We start from the raw sequence: 19,215 nt of genomic DNA, 5'->3' as shown, positions 1-19,215 counted from the left end.
GGTCACCCCCGCAGTCCGCTGCCCGCGGCGTCGCGACCGCCACCACCGCGTCCCCGGAAGACGGCCGTCGTGGTGTTCGCCGGTCGCGATGCGACCGTCACGCGTTCACGCGACGAAACAGATTCGTTCACAACAGCTTCGGGCGCACTCGCTTCGGGTGCGATCGGTTCGGACACCGCGGCTGCCGGTGCCGCACCGCCGAGCCGGGTCTTCGCGAGGTCGACGTCGCCGGTGTACTTGAGCAGCGTCGCCAGCAGCACGTCGCGCATGCCGCCCAGCGAATCCGGGTCGTCGGCGTCGTGTCCCATCACCGTCGCCGCACGTGCGGCGTCGATGACCTCCGAGATCGAGGGACTCTTGCGTAGCGGCAGATCGCGCAGGGTCCGGGACAGGTCGACGATCTGGTGAGCCGTTCCCGGGCGCACGTCCGGCACCCGCGCGGTGACGATCTCGCGTTCACGCTCGGGTGTCGGGTATCCGACGTGGTAGTGCAGGCAGCGACGCTTGAGCGCGGGTGACAACTCGCGAGTGTCGTTGGAGGTCAGGATCACCCACGGTGTGGACCGGGCCGTGAACGTGCCGACCTCGGGGATCGTCACCTGCCGTTCGGCGAGCACCTCGAGCAACAGTGCCTCCATGGATTCCTCGGTGCGGTCCACCTCGTCGACGAGCAGGACCACCGGCTCCTCCGAGAGCACGGCCTCGAGCAGCGGACGGACCGACAGGAAGGTCTCCGAGTACAGTCCGAAGTCCTGCTGCGCGAGGAACTTCGACGCGTCCGCGAGGTCGGCGCGACCGGCGAGCAGTTCGCCGATGCGGTCGCGCAGCATCTGCACGTGCAGCAGCTGTTTGGCGTAGTCCCACTCGTAGAGGGCGCGGCTGTCGTCGAGCCCTTCGTAGCACTGCAGTCGAACCAGTTTCCGGCCGCCGACCGCGGCGAGCGCCTTGGCCAGTTCGGTCTTGCCGACCCCGGCGGGGCCTTCGAGCAGTAGGGGCCGCTCGAGTGCGGTGGCGAGGTGCACGACGGTCGCGAACTCGTCGTCGGCGATGTAGTCGTGCCGGCGCAGCGCATCCTTCAACTCGGCGCCCGAGGCGAACGGGGTCATCCGGGGTCTCCTTCTGTGGCGTGGTCGCAGCGGAGCAGGGCGCTCCCGGGGCGCAGGGGACGCCCCGGGAGCGCGGGTTCTCAGTAGGACCGGTTGATGCAGTGGTCGACGACCGGGATCATCGAGTCGACGGTGACCTCGCGGGGGTTGCCCGGGGTGCACCAGTCGTCCTGGATGTGCTCGGAGATCGCCCGGACGGTCTTCTCGTCGCCGCGGATCGCGTCTCCGCGACCCGCATACTTCTTGGTGTTCATCTGGTTCTTCTCGTACGAGTCGGTGCGCACCTGCCCGAAGTTGTCGGGGATGCCGACGTCCTTCGCGAGCCGGATCGCCGCTTCGACGGCCGCGTCGGCGGCCTGGACGGTGGTCATGTTGCGGGTGTCCACGCCCATCGCGGTGGCGATGCGGGCGTAATGCTCGTAGCGGGAGGGCAGGTTGTACTCCCACACGCGCGGTAGGGCGATGGCGTTGTTGAGGCCGTGGTGGCTGTCGAAGAAGGCCGAGACGGCGTGCGAGATGGAGTGCACGATGCCGAGGCCGCCGGAGTTGAAGGCCTGCGCGGCGATGTACTGGGCGTTCATCATGCCTTCGCGGGCCTTGAGGTTGCGCGGCTCGAAGACCGCTTCACGCAGGTGCTTCGCGACGAGCTCGATCGAGTACAGGGCGTTGCCGAGCGACGGGGCGAAGTCCAGCCGGGAGACGTACGGCTCGGAGCCGTGGGCGAGGACGTCGAAACCGCAGTAGGCGGTGAAGTGCTGGGGGCAGCTGTAGTAGAGCAGCGGGTCGTCGATCGCGAGGGTGACGATCGTGGCCTCGTCGAAGCCGACCCACTTGTGTGGGTGGTCCATGTCGGAGGTGTCGGTGATGACGTAGGCCCAAGACGTCTCGGAGCCGGTACCGGCGGTCGTGGAGACGGCGATGTGCGGCGGGTTCTCCTTGTTGGTGGACTTCGCGAAGCCCTCGAACTCGTTGATGTTGCGGCCGTCGTGGGCGATCACGACGCGGGCGCCCTTCGCGGCGTCGTGGCTCGATCCGCCCCCGACGGAGATGATCGAGTCGCACTTCTCCTTCTGGTAGAGCGCCGCGGCCTCCATGACGTTGTAGTCCTTGGGGTTGGACTCGACCTTGTCGTAGAGGACGACCTCGACGCCCTGGTACTCGATCTTGCCGATGAGCTCCTCGATGATCCCCGATCCGCGCAGGCCGGTGGTCATCAGCAGGGCGCGCTTGAAGCCGAGGTTCTTCGCCTCGACGCCGAGGATGTCGTGGGCGCCGACACCCATCAGCGCGCGGGGGAAGGGGTGGAATTCCTTGATCGGGAAGTCCCAGATCTGATTGAGCTCGATTGCCATGGTGTATCTCCTCGCAGAGGGGGTGTACCGGATCGGGAGTGTGATGTGGACCTCATCCGCGATTCACCATCGACCAGAGCTGCGAGGCGTGAAAGACGCAGCGGCCGAAACCGTCCGGTCGCCGCGGGGGCACCACCCGTTCGGGTAGGGCACCTCCCGCTGACCGGGTGGGCGCCGCACCCGCCCGAGCAGTGCCGGTACCGTTTTCCTCATCCCATGTGCGCTGGTAACCTGAATTAGAACACGTTCTAGATTCGGTCGTGCGCGGCCATCTTTGCAGGAGAGGACGAGACCCACCCATGACGACTGTCGAGGTGCCCCACGGCTCACGCTCGGTGATCCTCACCGTGTCCGCCGTCGTCGAGGAGACCGCCGACACGCGGTCGATCGTGTTCGCCGTCCCGGACGAGCTGCGCGACAAATTCGCCTACCGGCCCGGCCAGTTCCTCACCCTGCGCATCCCGAGCGACCGGACGGGCTCGGTGGCCCGCTGCTACTCGCTCGCGAGCTCGCCGTTCACCGACGACGCCCCCAAGGTCACCGTCAAGCGCACCTCCGACGGCTACGGATCCAACTGGCTGTGCGACAACATCGCGGCCGGACAGACCCTCGAGGTGCTCCCTCCCGCGGGCGTCTTCACCCCGAAGTCGCTCGACCACGACTTCCTGCTGTTCGGCGCCGGCAGCGGCATCACCCCGGTGATCTCGATCCTCAAGTCCGCGCTCACCCAGGGCGGCGGCACGGTGGTGCTGGTCTACGCCAACCGCGACGAGAAGTCCGTCATCTTCGCCGAGGAGCTGCGGGCTCTCGCGGAGAAGTACCCGACGCGCCTGACCGTCGTGCACTGGCTCGAGTCCGTCCAGGGTCTGCCCACCGCCGACCAGCTCGCGGCGATCGCAACGCCCTACGAGTCGTACGAGGCGTTCATGTGCGGCCCCGGACCGTTCATGGACACGGTCCACCAGGCACTGAACACCGTGGGCATGCCCCGCGCCCGCGTGCACGCCGAGGTCTTCAACTCGCTGTCGGGCGACCCGTTCGCCGACCAGGCGCCGGTCGAGGTCAGCGACGAGGACGCCGCCGACGCCGCGACCGTCGAGGTCGAACTCGACGGCGAGGTCCACAAGCTCTCGTGGCCGCGTACGCAGACCCTCGTCGACATCATGCTCGCGAAGGGCATCGACGTGCCGTATTCGTGTCAGGAGGGCGAATGCGGATCGTGCGCGTGCACCGTGCTCGAGGGCAAGGTCGAGATGGAGAACTGCGACGTGCTCGACCCCGAGGACATCGAGGCGGGCTACATCCTCGGTTGCCAGGCCCGGCCGGTGACCGACCACCTCAAGATCGAGTTCTGAGCCGGCGGGTTCACGCCCCGCTGATCCCGCTCTCTGCGGAAGTGCCCGGCCCCTACGAACGGGCGGGGACGGGCACTTCCCGCATCCCGGCGGAGTCGGGCTTCGGCTTTCGCACGAGCACGCCGACCCCGGCCACGAGCGCCAGCACGGCGACGACCACGCCGTAGCCGACGGCGGTGGACATCAGGCCGAACGATCCGGCCGCCGCCCCGGCGGCCATCGCGGGCACCGAGAACGCGAAGTAGCAGACGACGAAGGTCGTTGCGAATATCCGGCCGCGCTCGTGGGGTCGGCCGAGCGAGCCGACCACGCCCATGGCCGCGACGAAGGTCGAACCCCAGCCGAAGCCGGCGACCGCGGTACCCGCGTAGTACGCCGCGACCCATCCCGTGAGGAGCGCGGTGATCACCGCGGCCAGTCCCGTCGCGAGCAACACGGCCCCGAGGATCACGATGCGATGGGGGTCGCGGCGGGCCGTGGTGGTCGCCGCGACCGTGCCCGCCGTGAACAGCGTGCCGATCGCCAGACCCGCGGCGAGGCGGTTGTCGATACCGAACACCGAGTCGACGATCGAGGGCCCCAGCGACATGTACAGCCCGCCGAGTGCCCACGCCGACATCAGACTGGGCAGGATGAGCAGATAGCGGCCCCGGACCTCACGGGGCACCGACGCGCTCGGCACCAGGCTCCGCAGGGCGTCGCGTCGCGACGGGAAACCCACCGACGGCGAGGTCTCCGGCACGAAGATCAGCGCGATCGCCAGCACGACGGCGAGAACGCCGACGACCGCATAGCTCAGGACCGTGGGGAGCGGCGCGAACTGTACGAGTACGCCGGCTCCCGCCGCGCCGAGCGCGAGGCCGAGCGACGGCGCCGCGGTGTTGATCAGCGGACCGATGTGCCTGTTCGGCTGCATCTCGATCACGGCCGCCGCCAGCGCGCTCGTCGCCGCGCCCACCGCGAGACCCTGCAGGATCCGCGCGACGATCAGCCACCCCACCCCCGGGGAGGCGATGAAGACCACCATGCTCGCCGCGAGCAACAGCAGGGCCGTCACGATCACGGGTCTGCGCCCGACGTGGTCGGACAGCGACCCCACCGTCACGAGCGCCGCGAGCAGTGCGAGCACGTAGACCGCGAACACCACCGTGAGCATCGCCGCGGAGAACCCCCACATCTGCTGGTAGACGGGATACAGCGGTGACGGTGCCGACGACGACGCGGTGAGGGTGAACGCTCCCAGGCCGACCACGGCGAAACCGAACGAGCGGATACGGCCGCGGGGCTGGACGGGAGCAGTCATCGAACCTCCAGAAGGTGATCGGCGCGTTCCACGCGAGAGACGAACGGCGTGTCCCACGCGGAAACGAACGAGCGCCTCCGCGCGAATTGGTGAACACCCCTTCAGCAACATACTTCGCTCGACGAAGTATTCCTCCGGCCATCCACCCGACGGCTCGGACACTCAGAGGGAGGTGGCGTCCTCGACGTCCTCGTCCCGCATGTCGCCGGGCGCCGCGAGCAGGGCGCGACCGGCAGCGAAGACCGTCGCTGCCAGCGGCAACTCTCCGGGCACACCGCTGCGGAAGACTTCGACACGGCCCGAACCCGAGGCGGGTCGCCCGAGCGCATCGATCCGGCGCAGCGTCTGCCGTGCGACGGCCTCGGCGCTGTCGAACAGGCGCACTCCGGCCGGCAGGTGTTCGATGATGGTGTCGGCGACAAGCGGATAGTGGGTGCAACCGAGAACCACACCCTGGACATCCCGAGGGGTGCGCTCGGCCGCGGAGGCGACCGCTGCGGCGACGGCCCCCCGATCACCCGCATCGATGGCGTCGGCAAGTCCGTGACACGCCACGCCGACGACCTCGGACCCGTTCGCGAACTGGTCGATCAGATTCGCCTGGTACCTGCTCGCGGTGGTCGCCGCGGTGGCCCAGATCGCCACCGAATCGCACGCCGCGGCCGCGGGCTTGACCGCGGGGACCGTGCCCACCACGGGCACCGCCGGACCGAGATCGGCCCGGACGTGTTCGAGGGCGGTCACCGATGCGGTGTTGCATGGGAGCACGACCACCTCGGCGCCCCGAGCGACGGCGCGACGGGCGGTGGTGACGACCCGGTCGATCACCCAGTCCGGAGACTTCGGGCCCCACGGGGCGCCGTCGGGATCCGTCGACAACATGAGGTCGAGATCGGGACGCAACCGTCGCAGCCACGCGGACGTCGGCAACAGCCCGAGACCCGAGTCGATGAGCGCAACGATCACCCTACGAATCTAGCGGGTCGCGCACGGCCGGCCCGACGGCGGTCGTTCCGGCGCGCAGCTCACTCCCCTAGACCGCCGCCGTGAGCAGCTCGTCGATCGGGGCGCCCGCAGCGATCTTCGCGCGCGACTTCATGACCAGCGCGGGCAGGCCGCCGCCCACAGCGCCGACGAACCTGCCGTCGCGCTCGTAGTACGCGAGGAACTTGCGGCCGTCGTCGCGCACGACGTGCACCGTGTCGTCGGCGGTGACCGCACCGAGGCCCTGGATCTTGATGTCGTACTGGTCGCTCCAGAAGTAGGGCACCTGTGCGGCGGCCCCGGCCTCGACGCCCATGATGGTCTTCGCCAGGACGGATGCCTGCTCGCCGGCGTTCGTCCAGTGCTCGATGCGCCTGCGCCCACCGGCCGGTACTTGCCAGGACGCGACATCGCCGACGGCCCACACGTGCGGGGTGGAGGTGCGGCCCGTGCCGTCGCACACGACACCGTTCTCGACTTCGACACCCGATCCCTCGAGCCACTCGGTGGCCGGGATCGAACCGATGCCCAGCACGACGAGGTCGACGTCGATCTCGCTGCCGTCGCCGAGGACGGCGGAGGTGACACGGCCGTCGCCGAGGACGGCGGAGGTGACACGGCCGTCGCCGCGGATCTCCGACAATCCGACGCCGGCACGCACGTCGACGCCCTCGGCGGTGTGCAGGCGGGTGACGAGAGCACCGACCTCGGCACCGAGCACCGATGCGAGCGGGGTGGGCTGCGGTTCGACCAGCACGACCTCCACCTCGCGCGCCCGCAGGCTCGCCGCGACCTCGCACCCGATGAACCCGGCACCGACGACGAGCGCGCGGGCACCCGGAACGATCGCCTCGCGCAGGGCGCGGCTGTCCTCGAGCGACCGCAGGACGTGGACCCCCGCCAGATCCGGCAGACCGGGGATGCGGCGGGGCCGCAGACCCGTGGCGACGACGAGTTCGTCGTAGCCGAGTTCGGTGCCGTCGCTGAGCGTGAGGATGCGCGACGCGGTGTCGACCGAGCGAGCCGCGGCACCGAGCATCAACTCGATGCGGTTCTCGCCGAAGAACTCGCTCGGCCGAAGAGTCGTGTCGTCGCGGTCGCCGCGCAGGACCTCCTTCGACAGGGGCGGGCGGTCGTAGGGCAGGTGCGTCTCGTCGCCGACGAGCACGAGTTCGCCCTCGTATCCGGCCCGGCGCAGCTCTTCGGCGGTACGCACCGCCGCCAGGCCGGCGCCCACGACCACGACGCGCTCCGGCGTACTCTCGGTCTCCCGCTCGTTCGACACCCTCGGCCCATCCTTCGCTTCGTCTGTTGTGACACGCATGCGCGTTCCGCGCGGTAGTGATGCATCCCACTCCGCGTCCCACGTTCTTACCAAACAGCGACGACGGGTGACAGACCTACGTCGGCCGTTAGAGTTCGAGGCACCGTGAGGACAATGGGATCCAGCACAGGATCGAGCACGGAACACGACCGGTACACCTACCTGGGAGCCCCTCATGACCAGCGACAGCGGCGCAGGTATCAGCCGCATACAGTTCGGCGCCGGAACCTCCTCCGGATCCGCCGACCCGCAGGGCCGCACGATCATCGCGGACGCGGTGGTGGCCAAGATCGCGGGGCTCGCGACCCGCGAGATCAGCGGCGTCATCGAGGTGGGCGCCGGCACCGCCCGCGTCGTGGGCGCACTGCGCGACCGCATCCCCGGTGCGCGCATCAACCACGGACAGGGTGTCGCCGTCGAGGTCGGTGAACGTCAGGCCGCGATCGACATCGGCATCGTCGCCGAATACGGCGTCGCGCTGCACGAACTCGCCGTCGCCATCCGGCACAACGTCATCGCTGCGGTCGAACGCATGACGGGACTCGAGGTCACCGAGGTCAACATCACGGTCTTCGACGTGATGCTCCACGAAGAGGCCGCGGCCCTCACCGACGACGCCAAACCCCGCGTGCAGTGAACCCCGGATCAGCAGCGCAGGCGAATGCGGCCGACCTGGTGGCGGACGCCGCGCTGTCCGTTCCCGGCGTCGTGGGTCTGCACCGCGGCGCATTCGGGGAGGTCGCCACCTATCTGCCCGGCCGACGGGTCGAAGGTGTGCGGCTGACCGATCAGCTGTGCGCGGTGCACATCGTCGTGCGGATCCCCGCCGATCTCCCGGCCGTCGCCGACGCCGTCCGCGTCCGGGTGTCCCCGCTGGTGGACGTCCCCGTCCAAGTGACCATCGAAGATGTCCACGCCGGTGAACGAGAAGGAGCCCCATCGTGAACCACACACCCGTCAGCAACACCGTCGTCGGACTCCTCGCGGGGCTGCTCCTGGCCCTCGCCGGCATCATCGGCGGGTTCAGCGGTCTGCTGTTCGCCGTGCTGCTCGGCGCGCTCGGTGCCGCGATCGGCGCCCATCGCGACGGCCACCTCGACCTCGGCGCCCTGTTGAGGAGTCGGGGCCGTGGCTGATCCCACCGCGTCCGACGTCGGGACATCCGACGACACCGGGACCGGGGTCGTTCCCCCGGGCGAACGCGGCAGCCTTGTCGTCAAGGACCGTGCGATCGAACGCATCGCCGCGGCTGCCGCGCTCGGCGTTCCCGGTGTGGTGCGGCACAGCGGAGGTGGGATCCTGCGTCTCACCGGCCGCGACCTGCCCCGGGCCGACGTCACCACCGGCGCGAAGGCCGTCGCGGTGAATCTCTACATCGCCGCCGAATGGCCGTACGACGCGGCGATGCTCACCCGCCGGGTCCACGACGCGGTCGAACGCCAGCTGAACGACCTGACGGGCATGCGGATCAGCGAACTCAACGTGCTCATCGTCGCGACCGCGCTCGTCGAGGACGGCGAGACCGACGAGGCGCAGCCACCCGTCGAGTACCTGGAATCCGACATCGTCGCGGCGCGGACCACTCCGCATCCCGACATCCCCACCGTCGCTCCCCTGCCACCGCTGGCGCCGCCCGCGGCCGCACCCGCCGCCGCGATCGTGGCGATCGCGGCGCTCGCCCTGTCGTTCGTCGCCGCCCGGGAACTGCTCATCGTCAACGGGACGTACGGCGGTGCCCCGTGGCTGCGCAACTCCTTCGAGTGGTTCGGCCGTCTGCACTGGCACACCTGGCTCGCACCCGTCGCGGGCGTCTGCCTCGTCCTCGGGATCGTCCTGATCGTCGTCGCCCTCAAACCCCGCCGCCGGACGCATGTGCCGCTGCAGGTCGCGGGGCCGGTGCCCACGGTGTGGATGCGGCGCACGGACGTCGCACGCATGTGCAGCGCTCACGCGTCCGCGCTCACCGGCGTGCGCACGGCCCGCACGGTCGTCGACCGTCGCCGTGCCGTGGTGCGCATCTCGATCGAGGACGAGACACCGGTCGACGAGATCACCGCGTCCGTGCGCGGCGCGGTCGCCCCGAACCTCGCGGCGCTCGCCGACCCCGTCGAACTCGTGGTGGAGGTGGCGCGGTGAAACTCCGTACCGTGCTGGCGAATCGGCTCGTCACCTTCCTGGCGGGCCTCGCCCTCGCCGGTGCCGGCGCATTCGCCCTGGCGTGGGTGTGGCAGGTTCCCCTAGCTCGAGAGCAACTCTCGCGTCTCGACCGTCCCCGCGTGACCGACGTCCCGGACCAGTCGTGGTGGACACCGGCCCTGTGGTCGGTCTTCGCGGGCGGACTCGTGCTCGGCATCGCGTTGCTCGCTGTCAACCTGTCGCGCCGGCGCACGTCGACCGTGCAGCTCTACGACCAGGTCACCGACGCCACCCTCGGTGTCGAACTCGGTCCCGTCGTCGACGGTGTGGCAGCCGAACTCGCCGCCCTGCCGGGCGTGCGGGCCGTGCGCGGACGCGCGGTCGTCGAACGCCACCTGCCGACGCTCTCGGTGGTGGTGCACGCCGACCCGACCATCGATGTCACCGAGCTGACGGAAGCTGCGGAGGATGCCGCCCAGCGGGTCGCGCGCGCTCTCGGCGGGGCGCACGTGGCGACGCAGGTCCTGGTACATCTCGACCCGGCTGTGGACGTCCACTGAGCCCACCCACCCCGGGCCGGAACCCATCCGGCCCGGGGCGGCTCAGCTTCGGGCCGCGTCCACGAGGTCGTGCTCGACGCTGTAGTCCACGCGCATCCGGTCCATCGCCACGTCGCGCACCTTGTACGCCCGCTGTGTGGTGCGTTCGAGGTCCGGATAGCGGAATTCCTGGACGCGGTCGACGAGCGCGAGCAGCGGCCCGACGCGTCCGAGGACGTGCTTGAGCGGGCTGTCGGGGATGTGCAGGGCGTCGGCGTCGGCGTCGCCGATGAACACCCGCTGCAGCGAGTGCATCACCGTGCGGGCGACCGTCGTCCGGATCGGTGCGGTGCCCGGCAGCAGGTTGGCCAGCTCCGGGACGAGATACTGCTCGGTCAGCGCGGTGACGAAATCCCGGTCCTCGTCGCTGGGGCCGGGCGAGGTGAGCCGGTACAGGTCCTCGACCGCGATGTGATCGCGTTCGGTGCGCAGGCCCAGTTCCTCGCCTATCCCGATCACGTGCCCGACGTAGCGCCACAGGTGGTAGATGTCGTCGAGTTCGCGATCGGTGAAGCGCACCCCGAGGATCTGCATCGCCTCGACCGCGATGTGCCCGAACTCGGCCATCGTGAGCGCCATGTACGACTGCGGGATCGGCACTCCCCAGGCGTCCTCGTCCCACACCCCGCTCGCGAGAATGCCCTTGCGCACGTGGGCGTGGATCAGGCGCACCCGCACCGTGAACGCGAATCCGCCTCCGTCGCGGCGCATTCCGCCGCGAGTGAGGACGTGCCGTAACCACTCCCCGACCTCGACCGACCGCACGGCCGGCTGACTCACATAGCGGCCCGTCAGTGCGAGAGGCTTTCCGGCGATGAAGTTTCCGGCACCGCGCAGCAGCGAGGCAGCACCGAGCACCATGCCGAGGATCGGCGTGTGCCGAACGAGCGCGTCGGCGGCGTTGTCGATGCGGTCGTGGTCTACCCAGGCGGGTTCGTCGTCGAGGAAGGCGAACAGCTCTCGCAGGGATTCGGGTGCGTCGGGGACCGCCTCGACACCGTGGGTGAGTGCGACGCGCACGGCAGCCGTCGCGGAGTTCGGACCGAAGTCGTCGTTCACCACGGCGTCGGCCGGCGGGTCGGCCTGCCACATGCCGTCGAGCCAGCGCTCGCCGAGATCTGCGTATCGGCGCACCGCAAGGTCGGCGTTGACGAGATCACGTGGGATGTGTCGCTCCATGCATCCATGGAAACACGAGGAATCCTCACTTACTATTCACTTTTCATGAGCTCCCCGCGCGGCAACAGAACCGCAGGCAGAATCCCTCGAAAGCGTCCTGTGCAGCAGCGAAGTCACGACACCCGCAAGTTGCTCCTCACCTCTGCGTACGAGTTGCTCGAGCGCAGCCCCACCGCGCGGATCAGCACCACGGCACTCGCCGAGCACGCCCACGTGAGCATCGGAACGGTCTACCGATACTTCCCCGACGTCGACGCCGTGCTCGACGAACTCCGCATGACCGCCGTCCACGCGATCACCACCTCGCTGTCCACCGCCATCGGGCGGGCGATGGACCAGCAGCCGGAGGACGCCATGGCGACGGTCGTGGAAAGCCTCACCGCCGCGTTCGAGAAACACGCCGCGGTGCTCCGGGTGTCGTACACCTCCGAGGAGATCGAGTTCGGACTCGCGTGGGCCGAGGTCGAAGGTCCGCTGCGGCCGCTCGGACGCATCATCCCGGCGCGGCTGCGACCCGATCTCGACGACGCAGCACTCGACGATCTCGTGTTCATCGTGATGGGAGCGACGGCGAGCCTGTGTTCACGGATCGCCCTCTTGCGGCCCCGGAGATCCGATCGGACCCGGATGATCGCGGTGACGGCGCGGATGCTCCTCGCCGCGATCGAGAGCGCCTGACGCACGGCGCATCGTGTACGACGCGCTCATCTCCGGGTTCGAAAAACAGACCCGACGTCCTGCCGAACGGCACATACTGATCACTGCCGTTCTCACACCGTCGTCTCGACCGAGGAGAGTGCTGTGCGTCGACTACCGATCGTGTTGTCCGCCGTGATCCTCACCGTCGCGGCCGCCTGCGGCAACGACACCTCGAGCGAATCACCGCTCGCCGCAACGTCCGAAGCGACCGCGACCGATGCGACCGCTACCGGCGCGGCGCCCGCCGACGAATTCCAGGACGTGCTCGACCGCGTCCGCGAGGAAGTCGGCTTTCCGGGAGTCGTTGCGCGCGTGGTCACCCCGGAATACGAGTGGACCGGTTCGTCCGGCACGATCGGTGCGGATCGATCGGAGGAACCCGGCCCGGACGACCACACCCGCATCGGCAGCATCACGAAGACGATGACGATCACCGCTCTACTGCAACTGGCGGAGGACGACCGCCTGTCGCTGGAGGATCCGATCGGCGGCTATGTGCCGGGCCTGCCGAACGGCGACGTCGCCACCCTGGGTCAGCTGGCCTCGATGGTGAGCGGCATCCCCAGCTACACCTTCGACGAGGAATTCCAGCAGCAACTCTTCGACGATCCGGAGGCACCGTGGACCCCGGACGAACTCCTCGACTACGTACGCGGTGACGCACCGAACTTCGCTCCCGGGGAGCGGTTCGAGTACTCCAACACCAACACGATCGCGCTCGGGCTGGTCGTCGAGCAGGTTTCCGGGCAGAGCCTGCACGAGTACTTCCGGGCGAACATCTTCGAGCCCCTGGGCATGGCCGACACCGTCATGCCCACCGACGCGGCCATCGCGTCACCGCACCTGTACGGGATCACCGAACAGGGACAGCCGGACGGGCAGACGGCCGATGCGACCGGTTGGAACCCGTCGTGGGGATGGTCGGCCGGCGCGGTGATCTCCACCGTCGACGACCTCGAACTGTGGGGCACGGCCCTCGGGACGGGCGAGGGCATCCTCTCCCCCGAGATGCAGCAGCTCCGTCTCGACTCGTTCCTGTTCGACGTCCCCGGTGCGACCGACACGCGCGCCTACGGCCTCGGGCTCGGTATCGAGAACGGCTGGCTCGGCCACACGGGCGAACTCCCCGGTTTCAACACCTACGTGGGATATCTGCCCGAGCGCCGGGCCGTGGTCGTCGCCGCCGTGAACAGCGACATCCCGACGGCCGACGGGGAGGAACCGGTGACCCCCGTGGCAAACCAGCTGAAGGAGATCGTCGGCTGATCGCTTGTGATCCAGAAACGCCGAACGGCGCCCACCCGGAGGGTGGACGCCGTTCGAGCGTCAGTGAGGACTAGCTCACTTGATGATCCCGTAGGCGGTGCCTACTTGATGATCCCGTAGGCGGTGCCTACTTGATGATCTTCGTGACGCGACCGGCGCCGACGGTGCGGCCACCCTCGCGGATCGCGAAGCGGAGGCCCTCGTCCATGGCGACCGGCTGGATCAGCTTGACGGACATCTCGGTGTTGTCACCGGGCATGACCATCTCGGTGCCCTCGGGGAGGGTCACAACGCCCGTCACGTCCGTGGTACGGAAGTAGAACTGCGGGCGGTAGTTGTTGAAGAACGGCGTGTGGCGGCCGCCCTCCTCCTTGTTGAGGATGTAGGCCTGGCCCTCGAACTCCGTGTGGGGAGTCGTGGTGCCCGGCTTGACGACAACCTGGCCACGCTCGACGTCCTCGCGCTTGATGCCGCGGACGAGGAGACCGACGTTGTCGCCGGCCTGGCCCTGGTCGAGCAGCTTGCGGAACATCTCGATGCCGGTGACCGTGGTCTTGGTCGAATCGGGGCGGATGCCGACGATCTCGACCTCTTCGTTGACGTTGATCACGCCACGCTCGATACGGCCGGTGACGACAGTGCCACGACCCGTGATGGTGAAGACGTCCTCGACGGGCATGAGGAACGGCTTGTCGGTCTCACGGACCGGGTCCGGGATGGAGTCGTCGACGGCCTGCATGAGGTCGACGATCGACTGGACCCACTTCTCGTCACCCTCGAGAGCCTTGAGAGCGGAGATCGGGACGACCGGAGCGTTCTCGTCGAACTCCTGCGAAGCGAGGAGCTCGCGCACCTCCATCTCGACGAGCTCGAGGATTTCCTCGTCGTCGACCATGTCGGCCTTGTTCAGGGCGACGAGGATGTAGGGAACGCCGACCTGGCGAGCGAGCAGCACGTGCTCACGCGTCTGGGGCATCGGGCCGTCGGTGGCCGCCACGACCAGGATCGCGCCGTCCATCTGGGCGGCACCGGTGATCATGTTCTTGATGTAGTCCGCGTGACCCGGGGCGTCGACGTGCGCGTAGTGGCGCTTGTCGGTCTGGTACTCGACGTGGGAGATGTTGATCGTGATACCACGAGCCTTCTCCTCAGGTGCCTTGTCGATCTGATCGAAAGCGAAGCTCTCGTTCAGGTCGGGGAACTTGTCGGCAAGCACCTTGGTGATCGCAGCCGTGGTGGTGGTCTTGCCGTGGTCGACGTGACCGATGGTGCCGATGTTCACGTGCGGCTTGGTCCGCTCGAACTTCGCCTTCGCCACTGGATGTCCTCCTGGACTGTTGTTGCTTGCTGTATGCAGCAGTGCGGTTTGTATTACTTGGTCGTGCAGGTGACCGAGGGATAACCCGGAGGCTACTCGCCGGTCGCCTTGGCGATGATTTCCTTCGCGACGTTCGAGGGAACCTCTGCGTAGGAATCGAACACCATGGAGAAGTTCGCACGACCCTGGGTCTTCGACCGCAGATCGCCGATGTAACCGAACATCTCCGAGAGCGGAACCAGCGCCTTCACGACACGGGCACCACTGCGTTCCTCCATGGCCTGGATCTGGCCACGGCGGGAGTTCAGGTCGCCGATCACTTCACCCATGTAGTCCTCGGGCGTGGTGACCTCGACCGCCATGAGGGGCTCGAGGATCACCGGGGCGGCCTTGCGGGCCGCTTCCTTCAGTGCCTGCGAACCGGCGATCTTGAACGCCATTTCGGACGAGTCGACGTCGTGGTACGCACCGTCGATGAGGGTGACCTTCAGGTTCACCAGCGGGTAGCCGGCGAGCACGCCGTACTGCATGGCGTCCTGGGCACCCGCGTCGACCGACGGGATGTACTCGCGCGGGATGCGACCGCCGGTGACCTTGTTCTCGAACTCGTAGGTCGCGCCGTCCTCGCCGACGAACGGCGAGAGGCCGATGATGACCTTTGCGAACTGGCCCGAGCCACCGGTCTGCTTCTTGTGCGTGAACTCGAGCTTCTCGACCGGCTTGGTGATCGTCTCGCGGTACGCGACCTGCGGCTTGCCGACGTTGGCCTCGACCTTGAACTCGCGCTTCATGCGGTCGACGAGGATATCGAGGTGGAGCTCGCCCATACCGCCGATGACGGTCTGGCCGGTCTCGTCGTCGAGCTCGACCGAGAAGGTCGGGTCCTCTTCGGCGAGCTTCTGGATGGCCGTCGACAGCTTCTCCTGGTCGGCCTTCGACTTCGGCTCGATGGAGACCTGGATGACCGGGTCCGGGAAGGTCATCGACTCGAGGACGATCGGGGCGTCCTGCGCGCACAGGGTGTCGCCGGTCGTGGTGTCCTTCAGGCCGATCATCGCGTAGATGTGGCCAGCGACCGCCTCGTCGACCGGGTTCTCCTTGTTGGCGTGCATCTGGAACAGCTTGCCGACGCGCTCCTTCTTGCCCTTGGTCGAGTTGAGCACCTGGGTGCCCGAGTCGATCCGGCCGGAGTACACGCGGACGAAGGTCAGCTTGCCGAAGAAGGGGTGCGCAGCGATCTTGAAGGCGAGAGCCGAGAAGGGCTCCTCCTTCGAGGGCTTACGACGCAGCTCCTCTTCTTCGTTCCCGACCTGATGGCCGATGACGTCGCCGATGTCGAGCGGGTTCGGCAGGTAGTCGATGACCGCGTCGAGCATGGGCTGGATGCCCTTGTTCTTGAAGGCGGAGCCGCACAGCACCGGGTAGAGCTCGGAGTTGACGGTCATCTTGCGGATGGCCGCCTTGATCTCGGCGACGGTGAGTTCCTCGCCGCCGAAGTACTTCTCCATGAGCTCTTCGTCGGACTCGGCGACCGTCTCGAGCAGCTTCTCGCGGTACTCGGCAGCCTTGTCGGCGAGGTCGGCCGGGATCTCCTCGACCGTGGCCTCGGTGCCGATGTCGGTGGTGCCACGCCAGGTGAGCGCCTTCATCTCGACGAGGTCGACGACGCCGTCGAAGGCATCCTCGGCACCGATGGGGAGCTGGAGGACCAGCGGCTTCGCGCCCAGGCGATCGATGATCGTCTGCACGGTGAAGTAGAAGTCCGCGCCCATCTTGTCCATCTTGTTGACGAAGCAGATGCGCGGCACGTCGTACTTGGCCGCCTGCCGCCAGACCTGCTCGGACTGGGGCTCGACGCCCTCCTTGCCGTCGAACACGGCGACTGCGCCGTCGAGGACGCGCAGCGACCGCTCGACCTCGACCGTGAAGTCGACGTGGCCGGGAGTGTCGATGATGTTGATCTGGTTCTTGTTCCAGAAGCAGGTCACAGCAGCGGAGGTGATGGTGATACCACGCTCCTTCTCCTGCTCCATCCAGTCGGTGGTCGAGGCACCGTCGTGCGTCTCACCGATCTTGTAGTTGACACCGGTGTAGAAGAGGATGCGCTCGGTGGTGGTGGTCTTGCCGGCATCGATGTGCGCCATGATGCCGATGTTGCGGACCTTGTTCAGGTCGGTCAGCACTTCCTGTGCCACAGGTAACCCCGCTCGTAGCTCGTGTCGGTCCTTGGGTGCGGACCACATGTTCTTGTGTTGTCAGCCGGCCTTTACGGGACCGACACAGTTGTGCGAGCAGCCGACCGGGAGGTCCGTGATGACGGCATCTCCCGGTCGGCGACGACTCACCAGCGGTAGTGCGCGAACGCCTTGTTGGCTTCAGCCATCTTGTGCGTGTCCTCGCGGCGCTTCACGGAGGCGCCGAGGCCGTTGCTCGCGTCGAGGAGCTCGTTGGCGAGCCGCTCGACCATGGTCTTCTCGCGACGCTGACGCGAGAACGTCACCAGCCAGCGCAGCGCGAGCGTGGTGGAACGACCGGGGCGAACCTCGACCGGCACCTGGTAGGTGGCACCACCGACGCGACGGCTGCGGACCTCGAGGGCGGGCTTGACGTTGTCGAGCGCGCGCTTGAGGGTGACGACCGGATCGGTACCGGTCTTCTCGCGAGCCTGCTCGAGCGCCTGGTACACGATGCGCTCGGCGGTGGACTTCTTGCCGTCCAGCAGGATCTTGTTGACCAGCTGGGTGACCAGCGGCGAACCGTAGACCGGATCGGCGATCAGCGGACGCTTGGGAGCGGGACCCTTACGTGGCATCAGCCCTTCTCCTTCTTCGCTCCGTAGCGGCTGCGGGCCTGCTTGCGGTTCTTGACACCCTGGGTGTCGAGCGAGCCGCGGATGATCTTGTAGCGCACACCCGGGAGGTCCTTCACACGACCGCCACGCACGAGCACCATCGAGTGCTCCTGGAGGTTGTGGCCCTCACCGGGGATGTAGGCGGTGACCTCGACCTGGGAGGTCAGGCGCACACGGGCGACCTTACGGAGAGCCGAGTTCGGCTTCTTCGGGGTGGTGGTGTACACGCGAGTGCACACACCGCGACGCTGGGGGCTGCCCTTGAGCGCCGCGCTCTTGACCTTGGCGGCCTTGTCGCGGCGGCCCTTGCGGACCAGCTGATTGATGGTTGGCATTAACCGGCTTTCTTCGTTGTCTGAAGCTGCTCACTTCGAGCAACCTCGGCTGTTCTGAAATTAGGGATCCATCGGTTGGGGCAAGAAAGCTGCTGCCCCGCACTCGCCCCTCGTGTGCACACGAGGTCGGGTGTGTCGCGTACCCCCACACAGGCAGCCGGGGGCTCGCTCCTGCAGATATCCACAGACCGCGCGCACGGCACTACCTCGCATAGGCACACAGACCGGCCCGGGCATGCCGGACACGACCCACAACGATACCCGGCGTGCGCGCATGAGGTCAAAGTGAGAAGCGCGCACCCTCCCGAGGATCCGCACACACCGTCAACTGCTGAGGTTCAGTGTGAGCCGGGCCAACGTAGCAGCAGCTTCACACGGGTCCGCTCCCCCGGAGGTGTACTGCACCCACCAGCCGAAGATGCCGGTCGTCGACGCCCCGGAACTGACCCCGCACGACAGCGGATCGCCGGGTCGGCGCATCTGCAGTGCCCGCCGGCCCTCGATGGTCGTGTTCTCGATCTCGTAACCGAGCCCCTCGGCGGCGGCGCGTTCGTGGTCGAGGGAACCGGTCTCGAACCAGTTGAAGGTGACCTTCACTACTCCCGTGGGTCCCTCACCGTCCCAGCGGCAGATCGCACCGAAGAATCCGCGATAGACGTAGTCCGCGCCCACGGCCTCGGCGATCTTCTCGTCGGCGACGGCATCGCACTCGGTGAGCAGCCGGGTGAACTCGGCGCCCGTGCCGCCGCCGATCCCCTCCGGGACGGCCCGCCCCTCGATGGTGCGGGTACATCCGGTGAGCAGAGCACCCGTCGTGAGGACGGTCGCGAATGCGGCGCACCAGCGGCGGGCGTTCACTTCTGCACCCTTTCCACACTCGTGGTGGCCAGGCCGCGAGCGACGACGCAGGCGTCGGCGACGGGCGTGAGGTTCGAGTACGAGACCGACCAGTGGACGAAGTCGCCGCCGAACTCCACGCCGATCTCGCACAGCGTCGTCTGCCCCAGGTCGTTCTGATAGGACCCCATGAAGCCGGACCGTCCCCCGATCTCGACGTCGGCGGCGGGCCGGCCGATGAGATCGGAGCCGGCGCGTTCGCGACCGATGGGACTTCCCCGGTACCACGAGAAGCTCACACTGGGGCCGCCGACGTAGATCTCCCACTCGCAGCCCACCGAGTTGCGCGTCACCGTCGTGAAACTGCCGAGACCGAAAGCCGCCGCCACCTCGTCGTCGGACATCGCGCCGCACTCGTCGAACAGCGGGCCGGGGTCGGTGACGGACGCGGTCGGCGAGGTCTCGACCTGTCCGGCGTCGTCGGAGTTCCCGCACGCCGCCGCACCGAGACCCACGAGACCGGCCGTCGCCACGGCAGCCGCCGTCCTTCCGATGCGCGGGAGAGGCATGG

The 19,215-nt window shown here is 68.0% G+C and carries 20 protein-coding genes; 8 read left to right on the top strand and 12 right to left on the bottom strand.

Going from position 1 to position 19,215, the window contains the following annotated elements:
• Window positions 1–2: 2 nt before the first annotated feature.
• Together BLV31_RS08920 and mdo are read right to left on the bottom strand one after the other, a co-directional pair.
• Entirely contained in the window at window positions 3–1,106 is a 1,104-nt protein-coding gene (locus tag BLV31_RS08920) for a MadB family AAA-type ATPase (RefSeq protein WP_006553556.1), read from the bottom strand.
• Window positions 1,107–1,186: 80 nt separating this feature from the next.
• Complete coding sequence (gene mdo / locus BLV31_RS08915; protein WP_024101655.1) at window positions 1,187–2,458, bottom strand: NDMA-dependent methanol dehydrogenase; 1,272 nt, start codon at window positions 2,456–2,458, stop codon at window positions 1,187–1,189.
• A gap of 299 nt (window positions 2,459–2,757) precedes the next feature.
• On the opposite strand from mdo, the gene BLV31_RS08910 reads away from it, so the two are divergent.
• Window positions 2,758–3,813, top strand: a complete 1,056-nt coding sequence (locus tag BLV31_RS08910; protein ID WP_019291258.1) for a ferredoxin--NADP reductase — start codon at window positions 2,758–2,760, stop codon at window positions 3,811–3,813.
• 52 nt (window positions 3,814–3,865) lie between these two features.
• Here the strand turns inward: BLV31_RS08910 and BLV31_RS08905 are convergent, their stop codons facing one another.
• From BLV31_RS08905 to BLV31_RS08895, 3 genes are all read right to left on the bottom strand, one after another.
• Entirely contained in the window at window positions 3,866–5,116 is a 1,251-nt protein-coding gene (locus BLV31_RS08905; RefSeq protein WP_024101657.1) for an MFS transporter, read from the bottom strand.
• A gap of 162 nt (window positions 5,117–5,278) precedes the next feature.
• Entirely contained in the window at window positions 5,279–6,082 is an 804-nt protein-coding gene (locus BLV31_RS08900) for a glutamate racemase (protein WP_064060465.1), read from the bottom strand.
• A 67-nt stretch (window positions 6,083–6,149) separates the two neighbouring features.
• Window positions 6,150–7,385: an NAD(P)/FAD-dependent oxidoreductase gene (locus BLV31_RS08895; protein ID WP_064060464.1), complete on the bottom strand. Its 1,236-nt coding sequence runs from the start codon at window positions 7,383–7,385 to the stop codon at window positions 6,150–6,152.
• 214 nt (window positions 7,386–7,599) lie between these two features.
• Between BLV31_RS08895 and BLV31_RS08890 the strand changes: the two genes are divergently transcribed.
• The 5 genes from BLV31_RS08890 to BLV31_RS08870 are packed head-to-tail and all read left to right on the top strand — an operon-like array spanning window position 7,600 to window position 10,120.
• Window positions 7,600–8,061, top strand: a complete 462-nt coding sequence (locus tag BLV31_RS08890; protein ID WP_006552246.1) for an Asp23/Gls24 family envelope stress response protein — start codon at window positions 7,600–7,602, stop codon at window positions 8,059–8,061.
• Entirely contained in the window at window positions 8,058–8,369 is a 312-nt protein-coding gene (locus BLV31_RS08885) for a hypothetical protein (protein WP_006552247.1), read from the top strand. The genes BLV31_RS08890 and BLV31_RS08885 overlap by 4 nt, the downstream gene beginning before the upstream one ends.
• Window positions 8,366–8,560, top strand: a complete 195-nt coding sequence (locus BLV31_RS08880) for a hypothetical protein (protein ID WP_006552248.1) — start codon at window positions 8,366–8,368, stop codon at window positions 8,558–8,560. The genes BLV31_RS08885 and BLV31_RS08880 overlap by 4 nt, the downstream gene beginning before the upstream one ends.
• Entirely contained in the window at window positions 8,553–9,560 is a 1,008-nt protein-coding gene (locus tag BLV31_RS08875) for a DUF6286 domain-containing Asp23/Gls24 family envelope stress response protein (RefSeq protein ID WP_006552249.1), read from the top strand. Before BLV31_RS08880 ends, BLV31_RS08875 begins: the two co-directional genes overlap by 8 nt.
• Window positions 9,557–10,120, top strand: a complete 564-nt coding sequence (locus tag BLV31_RS08870) for a hypothetical protein (protein ID WP_006552251.1) — start codon at window positions 9,557–9,559, stop codon at window positions 10,118–10,120. Before BLV31_RS08875 ends, BLV31_RS08870 begins: the two co-directional genes overlap by 4 nt.
• A 42-nt stretch (window positions 10,121–10,162) precedes the next feature.
• Here the strand turns inward: BLV31_RS08870 and BLV31_RS08865 are convergent, their stop codons facing one another.
• Entirely contained in the window at window positions 10,163–11,338 is a 1,176-nt protein-coding gene (locus BLV31_RS08865; protein WP_064060463.1) for an oxygenase MpaB family protein, read from the bottom strand.
• Window positions 11,339–11,437: 99 nt separating this feature from the next.
• Here BLV31_RS08865 and BLV31_RS08860 point away from each other — a divergent pair, with 99 nt between their 5' ends.
• A complete protein-coding gene (locus tag BLV31_RS08860) occupies window positions 11,438–12,016 on the top strand; it encodes a TetR/AcrR family transcriptional regulator (protein WP_024101661.1) in 579 nt (192 codons plus the stop codon).
• A 123-nt stretch (window positions 12,017–12,139) separates the two neighbouring features.
• On the top strand, window positions 12,140–13,303 hold the full coding sequence (locus BLV31_RS08855) for a serine hydrolase domain-containing protein (RefSeq protein ID WP_064060462.1): 1,164 nt from the start codon (window positions 12,140–12,142) through the stop codon (window positions 13,301–13,303).
• Between the two features lie 127 nt (window positions 13,304–13,430).
• Here BLV31_RS08855 and tuf read toward each other — a convergent pair whose 3' ends face one another.
• The 6 genes from tuf to BLV31_RS08825 all read right to left on the bottom strand — a co-directional run bounded on the left by tuf (window position 13,431) and on the right by BLV31_RS08825 (window position 19,213).
• Window positions 13,431–14,621 carry an elongation factor Tu gene (gene tuf / locus BLV31_RS08850; RefSeq protein ID WP_064060461.1) on the bottom strand — a complete coding sequence of 397 codons (1,191 nt, stop codon included), beginning with the start codon at window positions 14,619–14,621 and terminating at the stop codon, window positions 13,431–13,433.
• Between the two features lie 92 nt (window positions 14,622–14,713).
• Window positions 14,714–16,816: an elongation factor G gene (fusA, locus tag BLV31_RS08845; protein ID WP_024101663.1), complete on the bottom strand. Its 2,103-nt coding sequence runs from the start codon at window positions 16,814–16,816 to the stop codon at window positions 14,714–14,716.
• Between the two features lie 146 nt (window positions 16,817–16,962).
• On the bottom strand, window positions 16,963–17,433 hold the full coding sequence (rpsG, locus tag BLV31_RS08840) for a 30S ribosomal protein S7 (protein WP_006552257.1): 471 nt from the start codon (window positions 17,431–17,433) through the stop codon (window positions 16,963–16,965).
• The gene (rpsL, locus tag BLV31_RS08835) at window positions 17,433–17,807 is read right to left on the bottom strand and encodes a 30S ribosomal protein S12 (protein WP_006552258.1); all 375 of its coding nucleotides are present in this window, start codon (window positions 17,805–17,807) and stop codon (window positions 17,433–17,435) included. The genes rpsG and rpsL overlap by 1 nt, the downstream gene beginning before the upstream one ends.
• 324 nt (window positions 17,808–18,131) lie before the next feature.
• Complete coding sequence (locus BLV31_RS08830) at window positions 18,132–18,665, bottom strand: DUF3558 domain-containing protein (protein ID WP_064060460.1); 534 nt, start codon at window positions 18,663–18,665, stop codon at window positions 18,132–18,134.
• On the bottom strand, window positions 18,662–19,213 hold the full coding sequence (locus BLV31_RS08825; RefSeq protein ID WP_064060459.1) for a DUF3558 domain-containing protein: 552 nt from the start codon (window positions 19,211–19,213) through the stop codon (window positions 18,662–18,664). Before BLV31_RS08825 ends, BLV31_RS08830 begins: the two co-directional genes overlap by 4 nt.
• Window positions 19,214–19,215 lie beyond the last annotated feature (2 nt).

The organism is Rhodococcus pyridinivorans, from assembly GCF_900105195.1.
In the GTDB taxonomy this organism is placed as follows: Bacteria; Actinomycetota; Actinomycetes; order Mycobacteriales; family Mycobacteriaceae; genus Rhodococcus; species Rhodococcus pyridinivorans.
The sequence above is the reverse complement of the archived record's forward strand: the minus strand, read 5'-3'. Positions and strand labels throughout refer to the sequence as shown.

Excerpts from the sequence above, each read along its gene's own strand:
- BLV31_RS08920 (WP_006553556.1), bottom strand. The coding sequence starts at position 1,106 with ATGACCCCGTTCGCCTCGGGCGCCGAGTTGAAGGATGCGCTGCGCCGG.
- BLV31_RS08905 (WP_024101657.1), bottom strand. The coding sequence starts at position 5,116 with ATGACTGCTCCCGTCCAGCCCCGCGGCCGTATCCGCTCGTTCGGTTTC.
- BLV31_RS08910 (WP_019291258.1), top strand. The coding sequence starts at position 2,758 with ATGACGACTGTCGAGGTGCCCCACGGCTCACGCTCGGTGATCCTCACC.
- BLV31_RS08825 (WP_064060459.1), bottom strand. The coding sequence starts at position 19,213 with ATGCCTCTCCCGCGCATCGGAAGGACGGCGGCTGCCGTGGCGACGGCC.
- BLV31_RS08865 (WP_064060463.1), bottom strand. The coding sequence starts at position 11,338 with ATGGAGCGACACATCCCACGTGATCTCGTCAACGCCGACCTTGCGGTG.
- rpsG (WP_006552257.1), bottom strand. The coding sequence starts at position 17,433 with ATGCCACGTAAGGGTCCCGCTCCCAAGCGTCCGCTGATCGCCGATCCG.
- rpsL (WP_006552258.1), bottom strand. The coding sequence starts at position 17,807 with ATGCCAACCATCAATCAGCTGGTCCGCAAGGGCCGCCGCGACAAGGCC.
- mdo (WP_024101655.1), bottom strand. The coding sequence starts at position 2,458 with ATGGCAATCGAGCTCAATCAGATCTGGGACTTCCCGATCAAGGAATTC.
- BLV31_RS08890 (WP_006552246.1), top strand. The coding sequence starts at position 7,600 with ATGACCAGCGACAGCGGCGCAGGTATCAGCCGCATACAGTTCGGCGCC.